The organism is Frateuria sp. YIM B11624 (assembly GCF_049727805.1).
In the GTDB taxonomy this organism is placed as follows: Bacteria; Pseudomonadota; Gammaproteobacteria; order Xanthomonadales; family Rhodanobacteraceae; genus Frateuria_A.
Genome location: NZ_JBCNYA010000029.1, coordinates 30,709 through 57,439, shown reverse-complemented (window position 1 = coordinate 57,439; position 26,731 = coordinate 30,709). Strand labels below are relative to the sequence as shown.

General features: G+C 66.2%; 21 protein-coding genes. 18 read left to right on the top strand and 3 right to left on the bottom strand.

Annotated features, from left to right (window positions below):
* The 5 genes from AAIL17_RS14435 to asnB all read left to right on the top strand — a co-directional run.
* On the top strand, positions 1-1,083 hold a 1,083-nt coding region (locus AAIL17_RS14435; protein WP_424683553.1), incomplete at its 5' end, for an ATP-binding cassette domain-containing protein.
* Entirely contained in the window at positions 1,080-1,985 is a 906-nt protein-coding gene (locus AAIL17_RS14430; RefSeq protein WP_424683552.1) for a phosphoglycerate mutase, read from the top strand. The genes AAIL17_RS14435 and AAIL17_RS14430, both read left to right, overlap by 4 nt.
* Positions 1,982-3,808 carry a single-stranded-DNA-specific exonuclease RecJ gene (locus AAIL17_RS14425; RefSeq protein ID WP_424683551.1) on the top strand — a complete coding sequence of 609 codons (1,827 nt, stop codon included), beginning with the start codon at positions 1,982-1,984 and terminating at the stop codon, positions 3,806-3,808. The genes AAIL17_RS14430 and AAIL17_RS14425 overlap by 4 nt, the downstream gene beginning before the upstream one ends.
* Positions 3,809-3,954: 146 nt before the next feature.
* The gene (locus AAIL17_RS14420; RefSeq protein ID WP_424683550.1) at positions 3,955-4,338 is read left to right on the top strand and encodes an STAS/SEC14 domain-containing protein; all 384 of its coding nucleotides are present in this window, start codon (positions 3,955-3,957) and stop codon (positions 4,336-4,338) included.
* A gap of 264 nt (positions 4,339-4,602) precedes the next feature.
* The gene (gene asnB / locus AAIL17_RS14415; RefSeq protein ID WP_424683549.1) at positions 4,603-6,291 is read left to right on the top strand and encodes an asparagine synthase B; all 1,689 of its coding nucleotides are present in this window, start codon (positions 4,603-4,605) and stop codon (positions 6,289-6,291) included.
* 69 nt (positions 6,292-6,360) lie between these two features.
* On the opposite strand, the gene AAIL17_RS14410 is transcribed toward asnB, so the two are convergent.
* Both AAIL17_RS14410 and AAIL17_RS14405 read right to left on the bottom strand, forming a co-directional pair.
* Positions 6,361-6,720: a response regulator transcription factor gene (locus AAIL17_RS14410; protein WP_424683548.1), complete on the bottom strand. Its 360-nt coding sequence runs from the start codon at positions 6,718-6,720 to the stop codon at positions 6,361-6,363.
* Between the two features lie 2 nt (positions 6,721-6,722).
* The gene (locus tag AAIL17_RS14405) at positions 6,723-8,129 is read right to left on the bottom strand and encodes an RAD55 family ATPase (protein ID WP_424683547.1); all 1,407 of its coding nucleotides are present in this window, start codon (positions 8,127-8,129) and stop codon (positions 6,723-6,725) included.
* Positions 8,130-8,542: 413 nt separating this feature from the next.
* Between AAIL17_RS14405 and AAIL17_RS14400 the strand changes: the two genes are divergently transcribed.
* The 3 genes from AAIL17_RS14400 to AAIL17_RS14390 all read left to right on the top strand — a co-directional run bounded on the left by AAIL17_RS14400 (position 8,543) and on the right by AAIL17_RS14390 (position 13,029).
* Positions 8,543-9,961: a tyrosinase family protein gene (locus tag AAIL17_RS14400; RefSeq protein WP_424683546.1), complete on the top strand. Its 1,419-nt coding sequence runs from the start codon at positions 8,543-8,545 to the stop codon at positions 9,959-9,961.
* Positions 9,962-10,248: 287 nt separating this feature from the next.
* Complete coding sequence (locus AAIL17_RS14395) at positions 10,249-11,709, top strand: tyrosinase family protein (RefSeq protein ID WP_424683545.1); 1,461 nt, start codon at positions 10,249-10,251, stop codon at positions 11,707-11,709.
* A 135-nt stretch (positions 11,710-11,844) separates the two neighbouring features.
* Complete coding sequence (locus AAIL17_RS14390; RefSeq protein ID WP_424683544.1) at positions 11,845-13,029, top strand: CPBP family intramembrane glutamic endopeptidase; 1,185 nt, start codon at positions 11,845-11,847, stop codon at positions 13,027-13,029.
* Positions 13,030-13,060: 31 nt separating this feature from the next.
* Here the strand turns inward: AAIL17_RS14390 and AAIL17_RS14385 are convergent, their stop codons facing one another.
* A complete protein-coding gene (locus AAIL17_RS14385) occupies positions 13,061-13,528 on the bottom strand; it encodes a hypothetical protein (protein ID WP_424683543.1) in 468 nt (155 codons plus the stop codon).
* 181 nt (positions 13,529-13,709) lie between these two features.
* Here AAIL17_RS14385 and AAIL17_RS14380 point away from each other — a divergent pair, with 181 nt between their 5' ends.
* The 10 genes from AAIL17_RS14380 (at position 13,710) to AAIL17_RS14335 (ending at position 26,615) form a co-directional block, all read left to right on the top strand.
* Positions 13,710-15,200: an ATPase domain-containing protein gene (locus AAIL17_RS14380; protein ID WP_424683542.1), complete on the top strand. Its 1,491-nt coding sequence runs from the start codon at positions 13,710-13,712 to the stop codon at positions 15,198-15,200.
* Positions 15,197-17,233 carry an ATP-binding protein gene (locus tag AAIL17_RS14375; RefSeq protein ID WP_424683541.1) on the top strand — a complete coding sequence of 679 codons (2,037 nt, stop codon included), beginning with the start codon at positions 15,197-15,199 and terminating at the stop codon, positions 17,231-17,233. The genes AAIL17_RS14380 and AAIL17_RS14375 overlap by 4 nt, the downstream gene beginning before the upstream one ends.
* A gap of 194 nt (positions 17,234-17,427) precedes the next feature.
* Positions 17,428-18,372, top strand: a complete 945-nt coding sequence (locus AAIL17_RS14370) for a histidine kinase dimerization/phosphoacceptor domain -containing protein (protein WP_424683540.1) — start codon at positions 17,428-17,430, stop codon at positions 18,370-18,372.
* Positions 18,373-18,911: 539 nt separating this feature from the next.
* Positions 18,912-19,397: a hypothetical protein gene (locus AAIL17_RS14365; protein ID WP_424683539.1), complete on the top strand. Its 486-nt coding sequence runs from the start codon at positions 18,912-18,914 to the stop codon at positions 19,395-19,397.
* 127 nt (positions 19,398-19,524) lie between these two features.
* Entirely contained in the window at positions 19,525-19,812 is a 288-nt protein-coding gene (locus AAIL17_RS14360) for a DUF3892 domain-containing protein (RefSeq protein WP_424683538.1), read from the top strand.
* A gap of 296 nt (positions 19,813-20,108) precedes the next feature.
* Positions 20,109-20,573 carry a hypothetical protein gene (locus AAIL17_RS14355; RefSeq protein WP_424683537.1) on the top strand — a complete coding sequence of 155 codons (465 nt, stop codon included), beginning with the start codon at positions 20,109-20,111 and terminating at the stop codon, positions 20,571-20,573.
* The gene (locus AAIL17_RS14350) at positions 20,570-21,505 is read left to right on the top strand and encodes a hypothetical protein (protein ID WP_424683536.1); all 936 of its coding nucleotides are present in this window, start codon (positions 20,570-20,572) and stop codon (positions 21,503-21,505) included. The genes AAIL17_RS14355 and AAIL17_RS14350 overlap by 4 nt, the downstream gene beginning before the upstream one ends.
* A gap of 472 nt (positions 21,506-21,977) precedes the next feature.
* Positions 21,978-23,477, top strand: a complete 1,500-nt coding sequence (locus AAIL17_RS14345) for a type I restriction-modification system subunit M (protein WP_424683554.1) — start codon at positions 21,978-21,980, stop codon at positions 23,475-23,477.
* Positions 23,467-24,852 carry a restriction endonuclease subunit S gene (locus tag AAIL17_RS14340; RefSeq protein WP_424683535.1) on the top strand — a complete coding sequence of 462 codons (1,386 nt, stop codon included), beginning with the start codon at positions 23,467-23,469 and terminating at the stop codon, positions 24,850-24,852. Before AAIL17_RS14345 ends, AAIL17_RS14340 begins: the two co-directional genes overlap by 11 nt.
* The gene (locus AAIL17_RS14335; protein WP_424683534.1) at positions 24,849-26,615 is read left to right on the top strand and encodes a GmrSD restriction endonuclease domain-containing protein; all 1,767 of its coding nucleotides are present in this window, start codon (positions 24,849-24,851) and stop codon (positions 26,613-26,615) included. Before AAIL17_RS14340 ends, AAIL17_RS14335 begins: the two co-directional genes overlap by 4 nt.
* Positions 26,616-26,731 lie beyond the last annotated feature (116 nt).

The following is a 26,731-nucleotide window of genomic DNA, read 5'->3' as shown; positions in this document are numbered from 1 at the left end:
CCCCCCCCGTGGGGGGGGGGGGGTGGGTCGACTCCCGGGACTCGCGGGGAAGGGACATCAGGGCGTGCTTCGATGTTGCCCGAGGCAAGCCTTGACCCCTCACCCCAACCCTCTCCCCGAGGGGGAGAGGGGGCGAACGCCGCCCTTTCGGGCGAGATTTATCGTCAGGAAGCGGTCGTCCTTTCGGACGTCCGCTTCCGCCTGGAAGCCGGCGAACGCATCGGCCTGCTCGGCCCCAACGGCGCGGGCAAGTCCACCCTGGTCAAGACGCTGGTCGGCGAACTTCCGCCGCTGGCTGGCGAGCGCAAGGCGCACAAGGACCTCAAGATCGGCTACTTCGCCCAGCACACGGTCGAAAGCCTGCGCGAGGGAGCCAGCCCGTTCGACCACCTGCAGGACAAGGCGCCGGGCGTGGCCGCGCAGGTGCTGCGCGACTTCCTCGGCGGCTGGAACTTCGCCGGCGACCGCGCCTTCGAGCCGGTCGACGGCTTTTCCGGCGGCGAGCGTGCGCGTCTGGCGCTGGCGTTGATCGCGTGGGACAAGCCCAACCTGCTGCTGCTCGACGAGCCGACCAACCACCTCGACCTCGACATGCGCGAAGCGCTGGCCGACGCGCTGGCCGACTTCGACGGCGCGCTGGTGCTGGTCTCCCATGATCGCCACCTGCTGGGGCTGGTCTGCGACAGCTTCTGGCGCGTGGCCGACGGGTCGGTCGAGCCTTTCGACGGCGACCTGGACGACTATGCACGCTGGTTGCGCTCGCGCGGTTCGGCCGTAAAGAAGGCCAGCGAACCGGCGGCACCGACCGAGTCCGCCGCCGATCGCCGTCGGGCCGCGGCCGCCCAGCGCGAACAGGACAAGGTGGCCAAGGCGCGCGTGAAGAAGGTCGAGGCGCGTGTGGCCGCCATCGATGCCGACCTCGCCGCATTGGAGGCCAGGCTGGCCGATCCGGCGACCTACAACGGCCCGACCGCCGAACTGATGAAACTCGGCCAGCGCCAGGCCGACCTGCGCCGCGAGAAGGAAACGCTCGAGGCCGAATGGCTGGAACTCTACGAGCAACTGGAGGCGGCCAGCGCATGAGCGCGCAACTGTGGCTGCCCGCGCTCGCGCGCTTCGAGACCGCGCATCCGCTGCGCCGCCTGCTCGCCCGGGCCGACCGGCTGGACGATGGTCCCCAGGGCTACCTGGCCGGACTCGCCGCCTGGTTCGATGCGCCGCCACTGCTGGCCGCCGGCGCACTCACCCGCGAGCTGGCTGCCGGTGACGCGGGGGAGGCCTCGTGGTTGTGCGCCGATCCGGCCTGGGTCGAGCCGGACATGAATGGTGCGCGCCTGCTCGCCTGCGGGCAGATGCAACTGTCGCAGGCCGAGGCCGGGGCGTTCGCCGAGCCGCTGGTGCCGCTGCTCGAGGAGCAGGGCATGCAACTGGTGCTGACCACGCCCGACCGCTGGCACCTGCGCCTGCCGCCCGGCACGGCGGTGCCCGATTTCCCAGCGCCCGAACAGGCGCTCGGCGAGAACCTGCTGCAGCACCTGCCGCAGGGGCCGGAAGGCCGCCGCTGGCGCATCCTGCAGAACGACCTGCAGGTGGCGCTGCACCAGCATCCGTTGAACGCGCAGCGCCGCGCCGCCGGCAAGCCGCCAGTCAACAGCCTGTGGCTGTGGGGCGCGGGCGCGCTGCCCGGCCAGGTCGGCACCGGACTGCAAGGTGTGCTGAGCGACGATCCGCTGCTGCGCGCGCTCGCCGCGCGCGCGGGCATCGGACACCGCGCGCGTCCCTCGGAGGGACAACTGGAAGACCTGCCGCCAGCCTGGCTGCTCGACCTGCAGGATCTTCCCGCCTATGCGCTCACCGGCACCTGGGCGGCGACGATCGAAAGCCTTGCCCGCCGGCACCCGTTGCGACTGAATTTCGCCAGCGGCGAGCGCTGGGAGCACCGTCCCTGGCATCGGTGGCGCTTCTGGCGCGGGACCCGCGCGTGACGACACCGACCTTGCGTCGCCGCGCCCCGCTGGGCACGCCCGAGGGCTGGAGCGACGCAGTGCATCCGGTGCTGCGTCAGGTCTACGCCGCGCGCGGTGTGCTGCACCCGGCGCAGGCCGAGCATCGCCTGCGCCACCTGTTGGCGCCCCAGTCGCTGGGCGGGCTCGAACGCGCCGTTGACCTGCTGATCGAGGCGATCAACGGCGACTGGTCGATCGTCGTCGCCGGCGACTACGACTGCGACGGCGCCACCGGCACCGCGGTAGCCGTGCGCGGCCTGCGTCTGCTGGGTGCGCGCCGCGTGGACTACGCGATCCCCAACCGCTTCACGCACGGCTACGGCCTGAGCCCGGCGCTGGTCGCTTCGCTGGAACCGGCGCCGCAACTGATCGTCACCGTCGACAACGGCGTGGCCAGCGTCGCCGGCGTCGCGGCCGCGAAGGCGCGCGGCATCCGCGTGATCGTCACCGACCATCACCTGCCCGGTGAACAACTTCCCGCCGCCGATGCGCTGGTCAATCCCAACGTGCTGGACGTGCGGGCCTGCGGACATGGCGCACCGGCGTGTGAGCTGTGTCTTGGCGACGCCCGCATGAACCGGAGCTTCCCGAGCCGTGCGCTGGCCGGCGTGGGCGTGGTGTTCTACCTATTGCTCGCGGTCCGCGGAGCGCTTTATCCGTGCGATCTTCCTGATCGCGAAGATCAAAAAGCGGCCATCCATGGCCGCACTCTTCGCAAGAGCGGCCGACCTGATCTTTCTTCCCTGCTCGACCTGGTGGCGCTCGGCACCGTGGCCGACCTGGTGCCGCTGGATTTCAACAACCGCGTGCTGGTCGAGGCCGGTCTCAAGCGCATCCGCAGCGGTCGCGCGTGCCCGGGCATCACCGCGCTGGTGGAGGCGGGCAAACGCAGCCTGGCCAGCGTCTGCGCCAGCGACCTGGGTTACTCGGTGGGTCCGCGCCTCAACGCCGCGGGCCGGCTGGAGGACATGCGCCTGGGCGTCGAATGCCTGCTGGCCGACGATCCGGGGCAGGCGCGCCACCTGGCCGGACGGCTCAGTGCGATCAACCAGGAACGGCGGGAACTGCAGGAGGCCATGGTGGCCGAGGCCGAGGCCATGATCGGCGCGCTCGGGCTGGAAGGCATGGGCGAGCGCACCGGCGTGACCCTGTACGAACCGTCCTGGCACGCCGGCGTGATCGGCCTGGTCGCCTCCAAGCTGAAAGAGCGCCTGCACCGCCCGGTGATCGCCTTCGCGCCCGCCGAAGAAGACCGGCCCGACGAACTGCGTGGCTCGGCACGCTCGATCGCCGGCTTCCACGTCCGCGACGCGCTGGCCGCCATCGACGCGCGCATGCCTGGCCTGATCGAACGCTTCGGCGGCCACGCGATGGCCGCCGGCCTGAGCCTGAAGGCCAGCGACTACCCGCGCTTCGCCGACGCCTTCGACACCATTGCGCGCGAGTGGCTGGACGAGGAACGGCTGCAGGCGGTCCTCTACACCGACGGCGAACTGCCGCCCGGCACCTTCGGCCTCGACCTCGCCCGCCAGTTGCGCGACGGCGGGCCATGGGGGCAGGGCTTCCCCGAACCGCTGTTCGATAACCTGTTCGAATGCGCGCAGTGGCGGGTGATGGGCGAGCGGCACTGGCGGCTGAGCCTGCGCGATCCGCGCGACGGCGGCGTGCACGAGGCGGTGATGTTCAACGTGCGCGCCAGCGCGCCGCCCCCGCGCCTGCGCGCGGTGTACGAGCTGACCATCAACGAGTGGCAGGGGCGCGAGACCGCGCGGTTGCTGCTGCGCCACGTCGAGCCGGCCTGACCGGCGCACGCCGCGCTGGCGGATTTGTTTTGCCCAGCGCCTGGGGGCCGCAAGGCCCATCCACCACGCAAGCTTTCACGCACCCACGCTTGCATAGCCGCGCCCGCCGCGCTTCGATGGGGTTCCGACCACGCGGAGACCACCCCATGATCGAGCAGATGACCGACCTGCCAGCCGGCGCGCTGGGTTTCACCGCGCGCGGCAAGGTGACCGCGGCCGACTACGAGAACGTGTTCGTGCCGGACGTGGAGGCCGCCTTCGCGCTCAACCGCAAGCTGCGCCTGCTCTACCACGTGGGCCACGAGTTCACCGGCTTCGAGCCGGGCGCCATGTGGGACGACACCAAGCTGGGCTTTCGCCACTGGAGCGGCTGGGAGCGCATCGCGCTGGTGACCGACGTCAACTGGCTGCGCCTGGTCGCCCGCACGATGGGCTTCACCGTGCCCGGCGAATTCCGCCTCTACCGCAACGACCAGTTGGCCGAGGCCAAGGCCTGGATCAGCGAATCCTTCCGCGAGCACCACGCCTGACCGGCGTGCGCCCGCTTGCGCGCCTGAAAGAAACCTGCTCCACTCGCGCCATGTCCACGTTCACCGCCCGCTCCGCTTTCGCCACCGCGCCCTGCGCGGCATGTGTGCGGTCGGCCCTGGACAACCGCTCGAACAATAATCGTCGCCTGCACAAGGGGGCCGGCGCGTAGCCGTACGTTCGAGCAACAACTACGCGACGAAGGCCCGCCCAGTGCGGGCCTTCGTCGTTTTCTGGCCATGAAAAACGACGAGGGGAATCACATCATGTGCGGCATTTTCGGAATGTTCGACCTTGCGCCGGGCGACGACCTGGCGGCGTTGCGCCGGCAGGCGCTGGAGCTTTCGCAACGCCAGCGCCATCGCGGGCCGGACTGGTCCGGCGTGTTCATCGACGCCGGCGCCATCCTGGTGCACGAGCGGCTGGCCATCGTCGACCCGGCCAGCGGCGCGCAGCCGCTGCGTTCGCGCGACGGCGCGCTCGCGCTGGCGGTCAACGGCGAGATCTACAACCATCGCGAACTGCGCCTGGGCAGCCGCTACGACTTCACCACCGGTTCGGATTGCGAGGTGATCAACGCGCTTCACCGCGAAGGCGCCGATCCGGTCGAATGGGTGGCGCGACTCAACGGCATCTTCGCGTTCGCGCTGTGGGACGGCGCGGAGCAGCGCTACCTGGTCGCGCGCGACCCGCTGGGCGTGTGCCCGCTGTACTGGGGCCACGACACGGCCGGCCGCCTATGTGTGGCCTCGGAAATGAAGGCGCTCGCCGGCGTATGCGCGGACGTGGCGGTGTTCCCGCCGGGCCACGTCTACGACAGCGCCGGCGGCGAACTGCGCCGCTACTACCGGCGGCCGTGGCGCGACTACGCCGCCACGCAGGGCAGGGCGCCCGGCGACCTCCGCGCAGCACTGGAACAGGCGGTGCAGCGCCAGCTGATGACCGACGTGCCCTACGGCGTGCTGCTCTCCGGCGGGCTGGATTCATCGCTGGTCGCCGCCTGCGCCGCGCGTTTCGCGCGCGAGCGCATCGAGGACGGCGGGCAGAGCGAAGCGTGGTGGCCGCGCCTGCATTCCTTCGCGATCGGGCTGGAAGGCTCGCCCGACCTGGCCGCCGCGCAACTGGCCGCCGAGGCGCTGGGCACCGTGCATCACGGCTTCGTCTACACCTTCTGGGAGGGGCTCGACGCATTGCCCGAGGTGATCCGCCACATCGAGAGCTACGACGTCACCACCGTGCGCGCCTCCACGCCGATGTTCCTGCTGGCGCGGCGGATCAAGGCGATGGGTGTGAAGATGGTGCTCTCCGGCGAGGGTTCCGACGAGCTGTTCGGCGGTTACCTGTACTTCCACAAGGCGCCTTCGGCCGAGGCCTTCCACGAGGAGACCGTGCGCAAGCTCGACGCGCTGCACGGCTACGACTGCCTGCGCGCGAACAAGGCGATGATGGCCTGGGGCGTGGAGGCGCGCGTGCCGTTCCTGGACCTGGCCTTCATCGAGGCGGCGATGGACTTCGACGCCCGCCACAAGATGGCCGGCAGCGGCCGCATCGAGAAGGCGGTGCTGCGCGAGGCGTTCGACGGCGCGCTGCCCGAGGCGATCCTGTGGCGCCAGAAGGAGCAGTTCAGCGACGGCGTCGGCTACGGCTGGATCGACGGGCTCAAGGCGCACGCGGAGCAGGCGGTGAGCGACCGCGAGTTCGCCGCCGCCGCGGCGCGCTGGCCGTACAACACGCCGGCGACCAAGGAGGCCTATCTCTACCGTGCGCTGTTCGAAAAGTTCTTCCCGGGCGAGGCCTGCGCGGCGACCGTTCCAGGCGGCAAGTCGATCGCCTGCTCCTCGCCGGCGGCGCTGGCCTGGGATCCCGCGTTCGCCGCCAGCGCAGATCCCTCGGGACGCGCCGTGCAGGGCGTGCATGCCCGGGCGCTCGCCGCGACGGACATCCAACATGCGTAGGGCGGGCTTCAGCCCGCCGTGCCTGCAATCGCCGGATGGTGGGCTGAAGCCCATCCTACGGATGGCGTATCAGCGACCCAGGCTCATGCGGTAGGCCTCCACCAGCGCGAGCAGCTCGCGCGTGCCGTAGGGCTTGGCCAGGTAGGCGTCGTAGCCCGGGTGAGACGGCAGGAAATCCTCGGCGATCGCGGTGGTCAGGATGATCGGCCGCTCGAAGCCGGCGTCGCGCAGGCGCTCGATCATCTCCAGTCCGCTGAGGCGCGGCATCATGAAGTCGCTGATCACCAGTTCGGGCTGTTCCTGCAGCGCGATCTCCAGGCCCTCGTGGCCATCGGTGGCCACGGTCACGTGATAGCCGGCATCCTCCAGCACGGTAGCTGCCACCAGCGCGACATCGGATTCGTCTTCGACGAGAAGAACGCGAAGCATGATCAGTCCGCAGCCGCGGCGGGGGCTACCCGCGGGTCGGGCCCGAAGGCGATGCCACTGCCGCCGATGTGGAACTCCTGCGTGCGCGGATCGAAGTCGCTGTCGCGCAGCTTGATCACCGACAGGTAGCGGCGGAACGCATGCGCACGCCGGCCGGTGTTGAGCAGCAGCACGTTGTCGACCATCGCCGACAGCTCGTCGCTGGGCAACTGGGTCTGCTCGATCTGCAGTTCGGGAATCTCGGAGGTGTACACCACCGTCGCGCCGATCGCGCCCAGTTGCATGCTCAGCGCATTGATCACGTAGGGCATGCGGCTGGAAATCACCAGGCTGTCGCGGATCGCCACCAGGCCGTCGATGAAGACACGCTTGACGCTGCGCGCCCGGGCACGGGCGACGATGTCGCGCACGATCTCATCGACGATGTTCTCCGCCGGCGGCAGCCACTGGATTTCCAGTGCGCCGGCTTCGATCGGCGCGCCCAGGTCCATGCCGACGCTTTGCGCCTTCATGCGGATGCGCGCGGGCGTTTCGTAGAAGCCGAGCATGAGCCCCGGCTCCTGCGCACTCGACAGTGAGAGGAAGTGCATGCCGATGGTGGTCTTGCCCGAGCCGGTGGGACCGACCAGCAAGGTGGCCGATCCGGCCGGCAGGCCGCCCTGCAGCAGGCCGTCGATATCGCGTTGCCCGATGGCGATGCGGTGGGATGGGGCGTTCGACGGCGCGGTCGCGTCCAGCGTGCTTTCCACGCGCGGAAACACCGCGATGCCTTCCTGGGTGATGCGGAAGCGGTGCTTGCCCGGCAGGATCGAGGCGCCGCGGTGCTTGCGCACCTGGATGGTGCGATAGGCGCGGAAGCCGGCGGTCTCGTCGCTGAGCTCGATCCAGCCGTCGACCATGGTGTGCTCGGGGCAACTGGCGTCGCGGTTCTGGTGGGTGAGCATCATCAGCACCGCGCCGGCCATGCCGGCCACGCCCTGCAGCGTATGGATGAAGGCGCGGAACTCCTGTTCCGAGGCCACCGACTGCGCCACGAAGGTGCCGTCGAGCACCATCGCGGTGGCGCAATGGCGCTTGAGCTCGTGCTGCACCAGCTTGAGCAGGCCCGGCAGGCCCTCGCGCTCGAGCACGCCATAACCGCTGACGTACTGCATCGCGTCGGGCAGCGCGCTGCCTTCGAAGAAGCCCATCTGACTGACGTAGGCCAGCATGCGCGAACTCGACTCGGCCAGCAGCGTCATGTAGAGCGCACGGCCGCCGTCGCGGACGTGGGCGTAGCAGAACTGGTTGGCCATGATCGTCTTGCCGGCGCCGGGCGGGCCCTGGACGATGTAGGCCGAGCCGCGGAGGAAACCGCCATCGGTCAGCTGGTCCAGCCCATCGATGCCAGTCGAGAATTTTTCGATCACGGTCCACTCCACTCAGGTCCGGCGCTACGGTGCTGTCGAGCCGTTGCGGTGCCGGGCGAACGCGCATGTTAGCCGGTCGTGGCGCGGGACGGGAAAGCGGGCCGTCGGGCCCGGTGGGGCGCTCGTTCGCGCGGGTCGGCCAACCCTCCCAACCCGCCCAAGCAGCTTCGGCGGCTGCCTTGACCGCCCATTGACGCGGGCAGCTATTCACTGCCGACGCCCCCGAAAAGGCAGGAGTCCGGGCGAGACGGAACGGCAGTGCGTAGTGAGGTGCACACTGCCGTTTCGTTTGTCTCGACCGAGGCACAGAAGGTTTGCACGTGTGTCATGGGCCCGTCCCCACGACCGGTTCCGCGGCCAGGAGAGCCACGGCGATCGCGCTCGAAGGGCCCGAAGATCCCCCGGAGAGCATCATGATTTCCAGAAGGCGCTTCCTGCAGTCTTCGGTTTCGCTGGCGTTGGTTCCGCTCCTGCCGCGGGTGGCGCTGTCGGCCACTCTCAGCATCCGGCCAAGCTGGGAGGTGTTCCGCCTCAGTCCATCGTTCGTGTCGTTCACCACGGCGGTGAAGACCATGAAGGCGTACATCAACACCGCCGATCCCAATTCGTGGGCGTATTGGGTGAACGTGCATGGCCAGCTCTGCCCGCACGGCAAGGCGTACTTCCTGGCCTGGCATCGCGGCTTCCTCTACAACTTCGAGAACCAGTTGCGGCTGGTTTCGGGCGATCCCACGCTGGTGCTTCCGTACTGGAACTACTACGACAACCCGGCGCTCCCCTATGAGTTCCTGGATCCCACCTCGCCGCTGTACCGCGGCGACCGCAAGGGCACCAACGTGGGCAGCGGGCTGACCCTGGATGCCTTCTCCGACACCCTCACCGCGTTCCAGCGCGGCAAGCCGAACGCCTTCGAGCCGGTCGTCGAGCCGCGCCCGCACAACAACGTGCACAACCTGATCGGCGGCGCGATGTCCTCCATCGCGATCTCGCCGAGGGATCCGATTTTCTGGGTGCACCACGCCAACATCGACCGCCTGTGGGTGGCATGGCTGGCGGCAGGCGACGGGCGCAGCCAGCCGCCGATCAACAACAGCTATTGGTCCGGCAGCTTCCAGTACGGCAGCGCCATCGCCTCCATGCGGCGGACGTGGACCGCATCGACCTCCACCTATCTGGGTTACCAGTACGACAACCAGACTTTGCCCACCTCGCTGCCGCCGTCGGGCTATCTCACGCGAACGACGTCTTCCAGCCTCGCCGGCGCCATACCGGTCCGGCCGGCCAGCGTGCAGAGTGCGCCGTTGGGCGTGGCGCGGCCGCTGGTGCTGGACGAGCGCTCGGTCAGCGTGGACGTGCCGCTCACCGCGCAGGACACCGATCGCGTGCGTTCGGCCATGCTCAAGACGGACAGCGCAACGGCAGCGCAGGAAGGTGGTCCGGTGCGCGTCGTCCTCGACGACGTGCGGCTTACGGGCCTGGGCGAGAAGGGCGGCTACTTCTACAACGTCTACGTCAACCTGCCCGGACCGGGTGGTGCGGGCAACCCCGCGCAGGCCTACCTGCTCGGCTCGGTCGGTGCCTTCGAGATCGGCGTGGCCAGGATGAAGGCCAGCATGGCGGGCGGGAGCATGCCGGGCATGGACATGCATGCCGCCCACGGCAGCGGCGCGCGCCTGGTGTTTCCGGTCACCGACGCCCTGCGCCGGATCTGGCCGACCCGGCTCGACCGGCTGGTCATTTCCTTCGTGCGCGTGGACGGCAGCAGGCAACCGACACGCGGCCAGACCATCCGCATCGGTGCATTCAGCGTGGAAGCGGACCCGTCGATATGAATGCGACCTCAACGCTTATCTGCGATGACAGGTACTCCGCGAATTTTTACTGGCCTTTGACGACCCGCGCGCTTCACTGAGAGGGTCATGAACAGGCGGGGCCGGGAAGAGGAGCGCGGGACGCTCGGCGGGGCAGGCGGCCGATAGACGGCGCCGCAATTCCGGCCGACGGTTTTGTTTCCGCGTGCAGGTCGCGCATCACTACACATGGCGGCGATTCGTGTGGCACAGGTTCACCCACGCCATGGCATGGGTGACTGGCGAGGCTGCCGTCCGGAGGATTACCCATGATTTCCAGGAGACGTTTCCTGCAATCGTCACTTACCGTGGCGCTACTTCCGATGTTGCCGAAACTGGCCGTTTCCGCAGACCTGCGGGTGCGGCAAAGCTGGCCAGCCTTCTGCACCGGCCCGACCTATCCGTCACTTCTCTACGCCGTCCAGACGATGCGGGCCAACAAGACGTCGACCGACCCGGCTTCCTGGGAATACTGGGCCATCGTGCACCGCTACAACTGCCCGCACGGGAAGCCCTATTTCCTGTCCTGGCACCGCGGCTTCCTGTACCGCTTCGAGGAGATGCTGCGGCAGGTCTCCGGCGACCCGAACCTGGTGTTGCCCTACTGGAACTACTACGACCAGCCGACGGTGCCCGCGGAGTTCCTGGACTCGACCTCTTCGCTCTACCGCGGCGACCGCCAGGGCACCGACGTCTACGGCGCACTGAGCATGGATCCGTTCGCCCCCGAGATCACGAACTTCGTGCGCTACACCGGGGCCACCGACGCATTCGAGCCGCAGGTCGAGATGCACCCGCACAATCCGGTCCACAACCTCATCGGCGGCGTGATGGCCTGGATCGCCTACTCGCCCAGGGATCCGCTGTTCTGGGTGCACCACGCCAATATCGATCGCCTGTGGGTCGCCTGGCTGAACGCCGGCGGCGGGCGCCATGAGCCCGCTACGACCGCGAGCTACTGGGACGGCGACAACTTCTATGGCAAGGCCGTCGATTCCATGCCACGCGTGTGGACCCGCAACACCACGGTCAAGCTGGGTTACCAGTACGACGACGAAACGATGCCGGCCGGATTGCCCGCAGATCCCTCGCCGTCGGCCACCAATGCGTCCGTCGCTTCGACCGAGGCGTTCAGCCTTGGCGGCACCACCGCACGGCCGGCGGCCGTGGGGAACGTGGCACTGGGCGCGTCGAAGCCGCTGGACCTGGACGAAAACTCGATCAGCGTGCAGGTCACGCTCACCCCGCAGGACGCCAACCGCGTGCGCTCGGCGATGATCCAGCCGGCAGCGGTGCAACCGGCGGCGGCCGACAGCACCGGTCCCGTGCGCGTGGTGCTGGATGGCGTCGACGTCTCCGGCCTGGGCAAGAAGGGCGGCTACTTCTACAAGGTGTTCGTCAACCTGCCCCAGCAGGGCGTCGCCGCACGCGAGGAACGGAACTTCTTGGTCGGCATGGTGGGCGCGTTCGAGATCAGCGTCGCGCAGATGAAGGCGAGCATGAAGGGCATGCAGGGCATGGACATGCAGGCCATGGACCACATGAGCGCCAGCGGCGGCGCAAAGGCGAGGCTGGTGTTCCCGGCCACCGAAGCCCTGAAGCGGGCCTGGCCGGACAACCTGGACCAGATCACCGTTTCGTTCGTCCGCGTCGATGGCAGGAAGCGTCCCACCAAGGGACGCGTCATCCATATCGATGCGTTCCGATTGGAAGCCGATCCGGCCAAATGACCGCAGGCAGCGCAGGGACGCGAGGGGGCGCCGCAGGGATGCGGCGCCCCTTTTTGTAGGCAACCCGTCGCCACCCGTCGCTTTCGCCATCCACGGTCCGCCATCCGGCATGGCACTGCAGTGGCGGCCTGCCGATTGATAGCTGCGCCTTTCTCCGATGGTTGCCCGACCCTGCAGGCGCCCCGCATCTTCGGCCACGACCAGTTCCTCGGCCAGCACGAAGCGCGCTGGCATGCACCGGGGTTCTCACTCGCGCGGCTCGTACCCACCGTGCCGGAGCACGCGATCGAGGAACACACCCATGCCGAGGAGCACTACGTGCTGCTGCTGCACGGCAGCTACCTGTCCTCGGCGCACGGAGCGCCGGCCGAAACCCATGTTCCGCTGCTGGTCTACAACCCGCCGGGCACGGTCCACCGCGATCGTTTCCGCGATCTCCACGGCGGCCTGTTCCTGACTGTGGCATGCGATGGCCGGCGGAGCCACGGTACGTATTACCATGCGCCGCCGCCGTCCAGCGGCGTGCCTGGCTCCGATCCCATGATGCGATTTGCCGCCATCGCCGGATGGCTCCTCGGCTTTGCCGTCCTGGATCTCTACGCCAATCTCGTGCCACGGCTGGTCGGCATGGCCATACCCGTCTGGCTGGCCTATGTCGGCGTGTTCTTCCTGCTGCTGTTCCTCGTTTGCCGGTACGGGCTGGGAATCGATCGGAGCGAACCGCTGGGCCTGGCCAGGCCGGCCGGATGGGCGCGGTGGCTGTGGGCCGGTTTCGCGATCGGCTTCGGCATCTGGGCGCTGAAGAACTCCGTTTTCTACGCGATGGGCAAGTTCGAGCTGGCCGGATGGCGCGACGCGGCATTCGCGCTGCCGTTGTTGGGCAAGGCCCTGTTCGGCATGTTCCTGGCCTCGGCGATCAACGACCTGATGATCCGCGGCTACGGCCTGGCCTTCTGCCGCCGCTTCGGGCTGATGCGCTGGTACGTGCCGCTCACCGTCGTGGTGTATGCGCTGGATGACGCCTGGAACGAGGGTTTCGACCTCGGCAATCTGGCGTTCTCGGCCCTGCTGGGCCTGTCGCTGGCCTGGACCGTGTACAGGACGGGCATGCTCTGGATGAGCATCGGCATCCACTGGGGCGGCAACGTGTGCTATCGCTTCATGGCCGGCTTCGACGGGCAAGGTGTGCCGCGCCTGCAGCACGTGCTCGAGGGCGCGCGCTACGAATACGCCGGCATGGCGGTCACGGCGCTGATGTTCCCGCTGGTGTGGCTGGTGCTGCACGGGATGCGGGCTCGCCCGAAGACAGCGCTTGCCTGAAGCCTGGACGAACCGTGCCGGGCGACAGTCCTCAGAACCCGCCGAGCGACCAGTGTCGCCGGATCAGGTCGAGTACCCGGTCGTCGAAACCTGACGAGCGGGCGCACAGCTCGCTGCCCACGGACGACATGGTTCCGACCCGCCTGGCGTGCATGCGCACGTGGTCGTCCTCCTCGAATGTCCACCAGGTCTGCCGGTAGCTGCGAAGCTGGACGAACACCGCCGCATCGGCGGGCGACAGCGGCGGCAGGCGCCGACGACGGTCGCCGGCCCGATCGACCCGGTAGGCCGGGTCTTCCGGGTTGTCGCACTCGAGAAACCGACCGACGCTCCCCGCCGCAACTTCCATGCGGAAATACGCCTCGTCCGACGTGCCGCTGCCGGCGGCGCCGAAGTAAAGGCCGTGCACGGTCCCGGCCGAGTCATCGACAAAAAAGACCGACGCCGGGACGCGCTCGGCCCCGGGCTGGTAGACGATCAGATAGTGGATGTTCGTCATGGCGTGGCTGTGCTTCGGCAGGCGCCAAGGGTAAGCCCTGCGACACGAATATCAGCGGCCGTCATGCAGACGATCGGTCCGGGATGATGAGGTCAGGCGAGCGCCGCGCGGCCTTCGCGCCACCGCCGAACAGGCTGTGGTAAGAAAATGCATTCACGATGATTTGATTGGGGGTAGACGCTTGGACGATCACCTGACTGGGCAGGCCTCCACCGGCGTAGCCGGTCTCGACGACGTGCTCAACGGGGGCCTCACCAAAGGCCGGCTGTTCCTGCTCGAGGGCCACCCCGGCACGGGCAAGACCACCATCGGACTGCAGTTCCTGCTGGCTGGCCGGGATGCCGGCGAGCGCGGGCTCTACGTGACGATGTCCGAAACCGAGAACGAGCTGCGGGCCACGGCTGCCTCGCACGGATGGTCGCTGGACGGCCTGGAGATCTTTGAACTGGTCCCGCCGGAAAACCTGCTGGACGAAGCGCAGCAGCAAAGCCTGCTGTATTCCTCGGACCTGGAACTGGGCGAGACCACCAGCCGCATCTTCGAGGCGTTCGAGCGCATCGACCCGGACCGAGTGGTCCTGGACAGCCTGTCGGAGATCCGCCTGCTGGCCCAGAACTCGCTTCGCTATCGCCGCCAGATCCTCACGCTCAAGCACTACTTCGCGCGCTCGGACGCGACCGTGCTGATGCTGGACGACATGACCAGCGAGAGCACCGACAAGACCGTCCACAGCGTCGCCCATGGCGTGTTGCAACTGGATGAACTCTCGCCGGACTACGGTGCCGAGCGCCGCCGCCTGCGCGCGCTGAAGTACCGTGGCCGGCAATTCCGCGGCGGCTACCATGACTTCGTGATCCGCGCCGGCGGTGTGCAGGTGTATCCCCGCCTGGTGTCGGGCGAGCACGGCGAGCGCTTCGAGCGTGACATGCTGCGATGTCCGTCGCCGGAATTCGACGCGCTGCTGGGCGGCGGCATCGAGCGCGGATCGAGCGTGCTGGTGCTGGGCCCGGCAGGCACCGGCAAGTCGCTGCTGGCGCTGACCTTCGTGGCCGGCGCGGTCGCCCGCGGCGAGCGCGCCGCGATGTTCATCTTCGACGAGGAGCGGGGTCTGCTGTTCCAGCGGGCGCTCGGCGTGGGCATCGACATGCAGGGCATGGTCGACAGCGGCCACCTGGTGGTCGAGCAGATCGACGCGGCGCAGATGACGCCGGGCGAATTCACAGCACGCGTGCGCGAGCACGTGGAAGCTGGCGTGCGCACCGTGGTGATCGACAGCCTCAACGGCTATCAGGCCGCGATGCCCGAGGAACAGGCGCTGGTGCTGCACATCCATGAGTTGCTGCAATTCCTCAACCGGCGCGGCGCCACGGCGTTCCTCACCGTGGCACAGCATGGCCTGGTGGGCGACATGAAATCGCCGGTGGACGTCACCTATCTGGCCGATACCGTCCTGCTGCTTCGTTACTTCGAGGCTGCCGGGCGGGTGCGGCGTGCCATCTCGGTGGTGAAGAAGCGCGCCAGCGCCCACGAGGATACGATCCGCGAATACCGCCTGGGATCGCAGGGCTTCCAGCTTGGCGAACCGCTGACCCAGTTCCAGGGCGTGTTGCGGGGCGTACCCACGCTTGCCGGGACAACCGACGAGAAGCGCCTGATGCCGGACCAGTCGTGATCCCACATCTTTCCGAACGCATCCTGATCCTCGCGCCGCATGGGCGGGACTCGCAGGTGGCCGCGGCCATCCTGGCGGAGGCCGGGCTGCGGTCGCTCGCATGCCCATCGCTGGGGATGCTGGTCAGCGAGATGGCCGCCGGCGCGGGTACGGCGCTGGTGACCGAGGAAAGCCTGCTCCCGGCCGACCTGCATCCGCTCGCCGCGTGGCTGGAGGCGCAGGCACGCTGGTCGGACTTCCCCTTCATCCTCGTCACCAGCCGCGGCGGCATCGAGCGCAACCCGGCCGCGGGGCGCCTGCTCGCCGTGCTGGGCAACGTGACCTTCCTGGAACGGCCATTCCATCCGACCACGCTGGTCAGCCTGGCGCAGGCGGCCCTGCGCGGGCGGCGCCGGCAATACGAAGCGCGCGAACGGCTGGCCGCGTTGTACGACAGCGAGCAACGCTTCCGCGCCGCGGTCCAGGCAGTGCAGGGCGTGCTGTGGAGCACCAACGCCAAAGGCGAAATGGAGGGCGAGCAGCCGGGTTGGACCGAATTGACCGGGCAATCCCAGGATCAATACGTCAACTACGGCTGGACTGCGGTGCTGCATCCCTACGACGTGCAGCCGACGCTGGACGCGTGGAGGGCCGCCGTTGCGGAGCAACGGCCATACCACGTCGAGCACCGCCTGCGTACGCGCGAGGGACGTTGGCGCAGCTTCAGCGTCAGGGCGATTCCCACCTTCGACCGCGAAGGCGCCATTCGCGAATGGGTCGGCGTGCACACCGACGTAACCGAGCAGCGGGCCACCGAGCAGTCGCTGCGCGTGCTCACCTCGACATTGGAACAGCGCGTGCGCGAGGAAACCTCGGCCCGGCAAGAGGCATTGGCCAAACTGCACGAGGCGCAGAAGCTGGAAACCATCGGACAGCTCACCGGCGGCGTGGCGCACGACTTCAACAACCTGCTGATGCCGATCACCGGCGCGCTCGACCTGCTGCAACGCCGCTTCGCCGATGCCGACGCACGCGCCGGCCGGCTGATCGACGGCGCCCTGCAGTCGGCCGAGCGCGCCAAGATCCTGGTGCAGCGGCTGCTCGGCTTCGCCAGGCGCCAGAGCCTGCAGACCCAGCCGGTGGACATGGTCGCGTTGCTGGAAGGCATGCGCGACCTGATCCGCAGTTCGGTCGGTTCGACCATCGAATTTCATACGGTCTTCCCGTCGGAGCTGCCGCAGGCGCTGGCCGATCCCAACCAACTGGAGTTGGCGTTGCTCAACCTGTGCGTCAATGCGCGCGATGCGATGCCCCGGGGCGGAACGCTCACCATCGGCGCGGACGTCGTGGCGCCCGGGCCCGGCCAGCCGGAGCTGCCCGTGCGCGACTACGTGCGCGTCTGCGTGAGCGACACCGGCACCGGCATGGACCAGGAAACCCTGGCGCGCGCCATCGAGCCGTTCTTCTCGACCAAGGAAACCGGCCGCGGCACCGGGTTGGGCCTGTCGATGGTGCATGGCCTGGCCGGCCAGCTCGGCGGCCACTTTGCGATCGCCAGCACGCTGGGCGAGGGCACCCGCGTGGAGTTGTGGCTTCCGGTGGTCACCGCCACCGCGGCGGCACCCCGGCGCGAGGCACATTCGGCCCGGCTCGACGCCGCCAGACGGCCGCTGGATGTGCTGCTGGTCGACGACGAACAACTGGTGCGCGACGGCACGGCCGCGATGCTGCGCGAACTCGGCCATTGCGTGGTCGAAGCCGGCGGCGCCGCGGAGGCGCTGGAAAAGCTCCAGGACGGCCTGCGCGTCGACGTGGTGGTGACCGACTACAAGATGCCACGCATGGACGGTGCCGAACTGGCGCGGCGCCTGCACCGCTCGCAACCGCTGCTACCGGTGCTGCTGATCACCGGCTACAGCGGGCAGGCCGAGGACACCCATGGATTGTCCCGCCTGGCCAAACCATTCCGCCAGGCCGATATAGCCGCAGCGCTGGCCGAGCTGATGCCGGCCATCACCACGGCCGAGGCCGGCGCTAGCAGGGCGCAGGTCTGATTTCGCCTTGACGGACGGTGTCAGCGCCGAAATGAATCGGGGCCGCGTTACACGGTTCATTCACGGTCCCTGCGCGAACGCTTAACGGCGAAGTCACATACCTTGCGCCCAAACGCGGGTGCGCGGGGCGTATGGAAAACCTGATCGTCACGGTGCTTTCCCGGAAGCGGCCTCCTGCCGCCGTGGGATACGTCGTGGCGGCAGGGCTGGTCCTCGCGGTGCTGCTGTTCGAGTACACCTATCGCCCCGCGCTCCACCGTTACCTGCCGTTCCTGCCCGCGGTGTTCCTCGCGGCGTTGTTCTTCGGCCGGCCGGCGGGACTCTTCGCCACCCTGCTCAGCGCTGCGCTGGGCGACGACATGGTCGACCTCCTGCGGCATGGCAACGCGCCCGAACCCAAAGAGATGCTATTCATCCTGCTGTACGCGGCGATCGGCTGCGCCACCGCGTGGTTGATCGAGGCGCTGCACGGCGCCGTCAACAAGTTGCTGACCGCGGAGGCGGAAACCTCGTTGTTGCTGGATGAACTGGCCCACCGCACGCGCAACGACCTGATGATGGTGGCCTCGGTACTGGGCCTGCAGGCGATGCGCCAGAGCGACCCGCACGCACGCGCCGCGCTCGAGTCGGCGGTGACCCGCGTACGGGTGATCGCCGAGGCGCAGGAACGTCTGCGCAAGACCGGCAAGCAGGGCCAGGTGGAAGTGGCCGCCTACCTGCGCGCGCTCGGCCACGGCCTGGCCGAACTGCTGCGCGACGTGCGCCCGATCGTCGTGCGCGTCAAGGCCACGCCCATGGCCGTGGATGCCCCGGTCGCCGTATCGATCGGATTGATCGCCAACGAACTGGTGACCAACGCCTTCAAGTACGCCTTCCCGGACGGGCAGGGCGGCACCGTGCAGATCACCCTGGAGCCGGCGGGCGAGGGCATCGTGCTGAGCGTGGAAGACGATGGCGTAGGCATCCCGCCATCGAAAAAGGACGGCCTGGGCGCCCGCCTGGTCCAACTGCTCGCCTCGCACCTGGGCGGCACCGTCCAGAGCATGCCCCGCGAGCGCGGGCATGGCGTGAGAGTGGTGCTGCCGATCAAGCCCGTTGCCGCGGTCGCGGCGGTCGCGACGGTCGCGTCCGATACCTGACATAGGCGCAGCCGCTTCGACGGGCAGCGCCATTCCCGATGACATCCTCGCGCACAACGTTCCGAGGGCCGTCCGCAAGATCCAAACTCCCTCGCGCAAGGGGACAGGCCTTGTGCGCGCAGTCCCGAAGTCCGGGCGCGAGGTCCGTCGGGCCACACGCGGTGTTCGCCACCCTTGCGCGCAGGGCCGTTGGGTTCGTGCGCGGGGCTTTGGAGTCTGCGCGCAAGGCAAAAAGCCTTGCGCACGAGGGCAGCGAACATCGCGCTTGGGCCTCCCAAGCCTCGCGCCCAGCACTTTTCGCCTCGCGCGCAAGACTCATTGCTCCGTCATCGGCTCTACGAACCTTGCGCGCACAGGATTTGCGCACGGCGCAGCCCTGCACCGTACCGCTCATGCGGCTGCGGCAAAGGCGGACACGGATGACAGGATCGGCCGATCCGTTACCGGGACGAAACCCTACAGGGTGAGGGGAGGGCGCACGGTTAGGCTGCGGAGCCGGCCAAGCGGGCCGGTCATCAACTCACACTCAAGGAAAGACGATGAGCCAGAACCTGGTCGACATCGACCTCACCACCGACGCCCTGGGCGCCATCGACGCCGCGCTGACCGCGCTGGAAACCGGCCTGGCCCCGCTGGTCGCGCTGACCCCCGAGCAGCGCCAGCAGCTGGTCAAGATGGGCGACAAGTCCGAAGCGTTCTGCCGCCAGGCCGGCCACGTGTTCGCCGAGAACCCCGGCATCCTGCCCGGCAGCTTCGACCTCCCCGGCTACCAGCGCGACTTCGCCACCCTCGACGCCCTGCGCCCGCGCCTGCTGCGCTTGGGCAAGCTCTACCAGCGCGCCCAGGACACTGACATGGCCCTCGGCAGCGACTTGATGACCAACGCCCTGCAGGGCTACGCGTTCCTCAAGGTCGCCGGTAAGGGGCAGGGGCTGGATGAGATGCGCAAGATGCTGTCGGCGCGGTTTGCGCGGGGCAGGGCGGGGGCGGTAGAGGCGCCTGCGCCAGAACCAGCGACAGCCTAAGCTCGCAACCTCTCAGAGAAAGCCCCGCCATGCGGGGCTTTCTTCATTTTTGCTCCCATCTCGTGTGGTGAGACATGGGCGTAGTTTTCTGGCCGAGCTGGAGTGGCCAGCGTCTCGGAACAGGACTATGTCGGACCTACAGATCAAGTGCATCAACAAATCAGATCGTTACAGCGCCCACGAGCGCATCCGCTACATCGGAGGCCTCAATGCCGATGGGACGCGATGGAAGCTTTCGCAACAGGACGCGATCGCTGGTATCGAGTCGGGAAAGTGGCGGTTCTGGGTGACTGCCAACGGCCAGGCAGTGTGGGTTGTGGTCGCGCTTAGCGCTGCCGGCAACAAATATCTCAAGACACAGAATGACGGAGAGCAGCCAAACAACCTGTTGAGCTTGCCAGAGTGCCCAGCTTGAGCGCTCGCCCTTCGCGTGAACTTTTTGGCGCCGGCTAATGCTGGCAACTGCCAGGCCCCGCCCTGCGGGGCTGTTCTCTAAGAGACGATCCGAGTTGTTCAGCAGGCCGTAGGCGTTATCCTGCTCCAAACTTTCGGGGGAAAGGATGACCATGCAGCGCTGGCTTATCGTCGTCGCTGTCGCCTGCACAGCTCTTGTTGGTTGCAACGAGGCGCCAGAGGACGGCACCACAAACACCGTACATCTGCCACAACAAGCGGGCCAACCTGTCGATCCACTAGCGACTGCCGGGCCACTTGGTCGCCATCGACACTGCCGCGCTTACGGGCGATCAGCGCGCGATCCAAGCCCACACGCAAGCGATGCAAAAGGACACGCTACGGGCATTGCGTATACCAGACGCCTCGCACCCCATTGACCATGAAGCCGCTCGCGCTTCCATCCGACCACTACCAGGCGTGCGCTCCAGCATATGGATTGACCGCGCCAACCTGCTCGTAATGGTCGCCGGAAGCCGTTACCGCAGCATGGAAACCATCAACCGTGTCTGTCTCGCGCTGGAGCCCCTTGGCGATACGCTCGCCGTGGTGGTCAATTTGCAGGATGTCACCGCCACCACCTTCGAAGGCGCTGACACCCTCTCGCGCAACTGCCAGTTGGCCGAAGGCCAGCGTGCGCTATTGCAGACGAAGCGGCAGGTGGATGTGCTTGATCCGGAACTGCGGCGGGTGTTTCAGGCTCAACAGGAGAAACCAAGATGAACCAGATTCCGTTGTCGTCAGCTCTTCGCCAAAAAGCGCCTGGTGGAGGTCTCCCGCCTGAGGCCGTTGGCCCGCGTAAGCTTGTGCTGTCACGGAAAGGCTTCGACGCCGGTTATGGTGGCATGCCGAGCCCGATCCTTCCGGATGGGACGCTGCTCCCGCTCCCGATCCCCTCGCAGCGAGATGCGTTCAAGCTGGGGCAGCTCAATACGACCGTCGACTTGGCGCCTTTGCTCGCCGACCTGAGCGATGGCGTGCATTCGATGGACACCTGTGTGCACATGGATCCCGATCTCGATCGCAGGGCGGACCTGCAGTCGCCGGGGTGGCGACCGGCCTTTGGACAGAGCGGCGCCGCCCAGTCGCATCTGGAGGGACAGGGTGTCGGACCCGGTGATCTGCTGCTGTTTTTTGGGTGGTTTCGGCAGGTCGAGCAGGTGAGGGGGCGTTGGCGCTACGCATGGCGTTCGCCCCAGCTCCATGTGCTCTTCGGATGGTTGGAAATCGAGCAAGTGCTTTCGATCGGAGCTGGACGCGCGGACGCCATTGCACAGCACCCGTGGATCGCGACTCACCCGCATATAGCGAACCACGAGGCTTATACCAGCCCCAACAACGCCCTCTACGTCGCACGTAAGGACTCAGCCCTCGCTGAGGGATGCCCAGGGGGTGGTCTGTTCCGTCGCTTTTCCCCCTCGCTGCAGCTGACCGACCGAGGCGAAAAGAACCGGAGCATCTGGTCTCTTCCTGAGTGGTTCCATCCAGACAACGGACGAGAGCCGTTGAGCTATCACGGCAATCTCTCTCGCTGGAGCAAGGGTGATGGGCTCTGTCGCCTCAAGAGCGTGGCAAAAGGACAGGAATTCGTTCTTGACATCGGAGGTCTGCCACAAGCGACCGAGTGGGCCACGGATCTCATAACTGCGCATTGACCTCCAGATTGGCACTGCATCCTCGGGTGCCTTTGGACCTTCGCTAAACTGCTTCGTTGGCGTGTCGTGCTATCGATTGGATCAGGTGATGTCAGGCAACAAGAAGACGGAAGCATTCGTACGCACTCTGGCGGAGCTAGGTGGATCGGCGGGAAACGCGCGTTTGTGCGCTGAACTTGGGTGGGACAAGACGGCGTATGAGCAGACCAGGGCCGAGTTGATCGAGGCTGGTCTGGTTGTCGCAGGTCGTGGACGAGGCGGCTCGGTTGCACTTGGCGAGAGTCTTGCCGACCAGCTGACCGTGGAACGCACCGCTATCGACAAGCCTGTCGCTGCCTCGAAAGGTGCCAAACCATCATCCTACGACGGGCGAAAGACCCAGCGGGGAAGGGCGGTCAAAACCAAGCTAAACGGCGGTGACCTCGGCTTCGAGGCCGAGCTGTTCAAGGCGGCCGACAAGCTGCGCGGCAACATGGAGCCTAGCGACTACAAGCACGTCGCGCTGGGCCTGATCTTCCTGAAGTACATCTCTGACGCCTTCGAGACCCGCCATGCCGAGTTGCTGGCCGAGGACCCGCAGGCGGCCGAGGACCGGGACGAATACCAGGCCGACAACATCTTCTGGGTACCGAAAGAGGCCCGCTGGTCGCACCTGAAAGCCAGCGCCAGGCGTCCCGAGATCGGCACGCTGATCGATGACGCCATGCGCGCCATCGAAAAGAGCAACGAATCGCTGAAGGGCGTGCTGCCCAAGGACTATGCCCGCCCCGCGCTCAACAAGCAGATGCTCGGCGAGCTGATCGACCTGATCTCCGGCATTGCGCTAGGCGAGGGCGGCAGCAAGTCACGCGACGTGCTCGGCCGCGTCTACGAATACTTCCTCGGCCAGTTCGCCGGCAGTGAGGGTAAGCGCGGTGGCGAGTTCTACACGCCACGCTCGGTGGTACGCGTGCTGGTGGAAATGCTGGAGCCGTACAACGGCCGCGTCTACGACCCGTGCTGCGGCTCGGGCGGCATGTTCGTGCAGAGCGAGAAGTTCGTGCTCGAACACGGCGGTCGCCTCGGCGACATCGCCATCTACGGCCAGGAGAGCAACTACACCACCTGGCGGCTGGCCAAGATGAACCTGGCGGTGCGCGGCATCGACGCCGACATCGCCTGGAACAACGAAGGCAGCTTCTACAAGGACGAGTTCGCCACGCGGCGCGACAGCAAGGGCGAGCCGATCCGGGCCAACTTCATCCTCGCCAACCCGCCGTTCAACGTTTCCGACTGGGGTGGTGAGCGCCTGAAGGAGGACGCCCGCTGGAAATTCGGCGTACCGCCCGCAGGCAACGCCAACTACGCCTGGCTGCAGCACATCCACTACCACCTGGCGCCCTACGGCACCGCCGGCGTGGTGCTGGCCAACGGCTCGATGAGCTCCAACCAGAGTGGCGAGGGCGAGATCCGCAAGGCCATGGTCGAGGCCGACGCCGTTGACTGCATGGTCGCCTTGCCGGGGCAGTTGTTCTATTCCACCCAGATTCCCGCCTGCCTGTGGTTCCTGGCCCGCGAGAAGTCCAACGGCAAGCGCGGCAAGCAGACCCTGCGCGACCGTCGCGGCGAAGTGCTGTTTATCGACGCTCGCAACCTGGGCCAGATGGTCGACCGCACCCGGCGCGAACTCATCGATGCTGACATCCAGCGGATCGCAGACACCTACCACGCCTGGCGCGGCGAGAAGGACGCCGGCGAGTACTCGGATGTACCGGGCTTCTGTAAGTCCGCCACGTTGGAGGACATTCGCAAGCACGGTCATGTGCTAACGCCTGGCCGTTACGTGGGATCGGATGTCGCCGAAGATGACGGGGAGGCTTTCGAAGAGAAGATGAAACGTCTGAGTAAGCTGTGGCATGAGCAGCACCAAGCAGCCACACGTCTGGATGCGGCGATCAAGGCCAACCTGAAGGAACTTGGCTATGTCCAGTGAAGCGGCTAGGGTCTTTGACGAAGAATGGCTCTACCATCCGCCATTTCCTGCTCACTGGGAGCGGAGGTCGCTTTACTCTCTTGCGAAATGGGTTAACGGCCTGGCCTTCCGTGATATCCATTTCAGCCCGGTAGGCAAGCCGATCATCAAGATCGCGGAAATAAAAGCCGGAGTCTCCGCGCAGACGAAGTTTACCGAGCAAAGTTTCGATGAGTCCGTTCGAATACGGTCTGGCGATTTGCTTTTCTCTTGGTCTGGACAGCCAGAAACCTCGATCGATGTATTTTGGTGGCGGGGGCCGGAAGGGTGGCTAAATCAACATATATTCCGTGTGGCTCCGAGAACAGGAATTGTACCGGAGTTCTTTTTCTATCTCTTGCGATATCTCAGGCCAAATTTCATCGCGATAGCGCGCAATAAGCAAACTACGGGGCTGGGACACGTAACTAAGCGGGATATAGAAAACATAAGAGCGGCCTATCCCGATGAAACGGAGCAACGGGCCATCGCTCATATCCTCGGCACGCTGGACGACAAGATCGAACTCAATCGCAGTCGCAACGAAACATTGGAAGTCATGGTCCGCGCCCTTTTCCAAGATTGGTTCGTCGATTTTGGCCCCGTTCGCGCCAAGATGGAAGGCCGCGAACCGTATTTGCCCGCCGATCTCTGGCAGCTCTTTCCCGACCGCCTCGATGAGGAAGACAAGCCTGATGGCTGGTCGTCTCTTCCTTTTGGGGAATTACTTGAAGGATCCATCGGCGGTGATTGGGGAAAAGAGCAAGCCGATGGCGATCATGACCAAGCCGTCTGCATTATAAGGGGAACCGATATGCCTGACTTGATCTCAGGGTCCGTGGGTAAGGTGCCTACGCGCTTTACGACCAGGAAGAAGCTTGAGTCGCGGCTCCTTGAGGACGGAGATATCGTTGTCGAAGTGTCTGGGGGTAGCCCGACGCAACCAACAGGGCGTTCTCTACAGGTGACCACATCAATGTTAGATCGGTTCCGTCACCCCGTCGTATGCGCGAGCTTCTGCCGAAGGCTCCGGCCCAAAGACATCAGTCTTGGCATCTTGGCTGCTTGCCATATGACCAACTTGTATCGCTCGGGTGGAACTTGGAAGTATCAGAATCAGAGCACCGGCATTGCCAATTTTCAGACAACGCACTTCCTTGAAGCCGAGAGGGTCCTAGTGCCTGACTCAGATGTCTTGGGTGCATTCGTTGATTTCATCGAGCCCATTCGCGCAAAGGCGGCAAGTAACGAGAGCATCTATCTAGCTCAGCTCCGAGACATGCTTCTGACCAAATTGATCTCCGGCGAACTCCGCATTAAAGACGCCGAACGCTTCATGGAGGAACGCGCTGCATGAGTGACATGAAGACCTGCTTCAAGCGGGTGGACTACGACCTGTCCAACTTGCTGCATTACCTGGATATCGGCGATATCGGCCTGCCGGATATCCAGCGACCGTTCGTCTGGTCCAACGCCAAGGTGCGCGACCTCTTCGACTCGATGTATCGCGGCTTTCCAGTGGGCTATTTCCTCTTCTGGGAGAACGGGCAGGTCAACGGCAGCAAACAGATTGGCGTGGGTGACAAGGTGCACAGTGCGCCGTCGCGGCTGATCGTGGACGGGCAGCAGCGGTTGACCTCACTGTATGCCGTGTTCCGCGGCAAGCACGTGTTGGACGACGACTACCGCGAACGCCGGATCGAGATCGCGTTCCGCCCGCGCGACGGGCGCTTCGACGTGGCGGATGCGGCCATCAAGCGCGACCCCGAGTGGATCGCGAATATCTCCGAGCTGTGGGCTTCGGGCAATTCCAGCTTCAAGATGGTCAAGGGCTTCCTCAAAGGGCTGAGTGCCAAGACCGCATTGAGCGACGAGGAAGAGGAACAGATCAGCCACAATCTCGACCGGCTGTTCGACCTGCAGAAGTATCCGTTCACTGCGTTGGAGATCGCGTCCACTGTGGACGAGGAGCAGGTGGCAGACATCTTCGTGCGCATCAACAGCGAAGGTGTGAAGCTCAACCAGGCAGACTTCCTGCTGACGTTGCTGTCGGTGTTCTGGGACGAGGGGCGGGCCGCGCTGGAACAGTTCTGTCGCGCAGCGCGTTTGCCAACCGGGGTGGGTAGCGCAGCCTCACCGTTCAACCATTTCATCGAGCCCGATCCGGATCAGTTGCTGAGGGTGTCGGTGGCGCTGGGCTTCTCGCGTGGACGCCTGAAAAGCGTGTATCAGGTGCTTCGCGGCAAGGACCTGGAGACCGGGCAGTTTTCCGCCGTGCATCGCGACGCCCAGTTCGCGATCCTGCAGCAGGCGCAGGCCAAAGTGCTGGATCTGACCTGCTGGCACCAGTTCCTCAGTGCGCTGATCGGTGCCGGCTTCCGCAGCCGCGAGATGATCTCGTCGCAGATGGCGCTGGTGTACGCCTATGCCTTCTATCTGATCGGTCGCACCCAGTGCAAAGTGCCGGAGCACCAGTTGCAGAAGGTGATCGGGCGCTGGTTCTTCTTCGCCAGCCTGACGGGCCGTTATAGCAATTCGCCCGAAACGATCATGGACGGCGACCTCAACCGCTTGCGCAACGTGAGCGATGCTGAGCGGTTCGTCGGCGTACTCGACGAACTGATGACCAGCCAGCTCACCGGCGACTTCTGGACAATCACCTTGCCGGCAGCCCTGGATAGTTCTTCAGCGCGAAACCCGGAACTGTTTGCCTATGTGGCGGCGCAAAATCGCCTGAACGCCCCGGTGCTGTTCTCGCACAAAAAGGTGAGCGACCTGCTCGATCCGGCGCTGAAGACGAAGAAAAAGTCACTGGAACGCCACCACCTGTTTCCCAAAGCGTGGCTGGAGCGACAGGGCGAGGAAGATCGGAAGATCATCAACCAGATGGCGAACTACGCGCTGCTGGAATGGCCCGACAACATCGACATCAGCGACGCTCCACCAAGCGGGTATGTGCCGAAGGTGCGTGTCCGGTTTGCTCCGGACGAATGGCAGCGCATGCAGGAGTTGCACGCGCTGCCGGAAGGCTGGGAAGCGATGGACTACGCTTCGTTCCTGGTAGCGCGGCGCCGACTGATGGCCGACATCGTACGGCGCGGCTTCGAAACCCTGAATTAGGCTGAGGTGGCGGGTGATTGGCCCGGCTCGGCGTGATAGACATGGACTTAGGGGGAACGTGATGCGACTGGACAAACAAGCCCGATGTCTGGTGCACGTCAACCGAAGGAAGGCGG